The organism is Streptomyces sp. RP5T (genome assembly GCF_003933965.1).
Classification (GTDB): Bacteria; Actinomycetota; Actinomycetes; order Streptomycetales; family Streptomycetaceae; genus Streptomyces.
Genome location: NZ_RSAJ01001223.1, coordinates 1 through 689, shown reverse-complemented (window position 1 = coordinate 689; position 689 = coordinate 1). Strand labels below are relative to the sequence as shown.

Below are 689 nucleotides of genomic sequence, written 5' to 3'. Positions count from 1 at the left end.
GTTCGGGGGTGGTGTAGCGGTCGGCGACGTAGGTGGAGGCGAAGGCGAGGACGCCCTGGACGAGGGCGAGGTCGGTCTCGTGCGGGAGGTGGGCGCGGGCCACGTCCAGGTAGGCGGTGGGCGGCAGTTCGCCGTCGCGGACCGCGTCGCGCAGGGCGTTCCAGACGACGGCGCGGGTCAGGGGCGAGGGCAGGCCGGAGAGGCACTCGGTGACCGCTTTGAAGGACTCTGTGTCGAAGCGGACCTTGGCGTAGGTCAGGTCGCCGTCGTTGAGGAGCAGGAGGGTGGGGCGCTTGCCGATGGGCTGCGGGGTGCTCTGCGGCACGTCGAGGTCGAGGCGGTCGCGCAGCACGAGGTGGCGGCCTTCGTCGGCGACGTCGAGGTCGTAGAGGCCGACGGCGATGCGGTGCGGGCGGCTGCCCTTGTGCTCGACCTGGAGGGTGTACGTGCCTTCCTCGCCGCGGGTGACGACGGGCCGCAGGGTGTCGACGCCGGTGGTGCGCAGCCAGGTGTCGGCCCAGGCGTGGACGTCGCGTTCGGTGGCGGAGGCGAGGGAGTCGATGAAGTCGGCGAGGGCGGCGTTGGCGAAGCGGTGGCGGGTGAAGTGGGTGTTGATGCCGGCGAGGAAGTCCTTCTCGCCGAGCCAGGTCACCAGTTGGCGCAGGGCGGAGGCGCCCTTGGCGTAGGAG

At 71.8% G+C, this 689-nt stretch carries 1 protein-coding gene; it reads right to left on the bottom strand.

Annotation, left to right across the window (positions count from 1 at the left end):
* Positions 1–689: ERAP1-like C-terminal domain-containing protein (locus EHS43_RS45530; RefSeq protein ID WP_185806694.1), on the bottom strand; the 689-nt coding region annotated here is incomplete at both ends.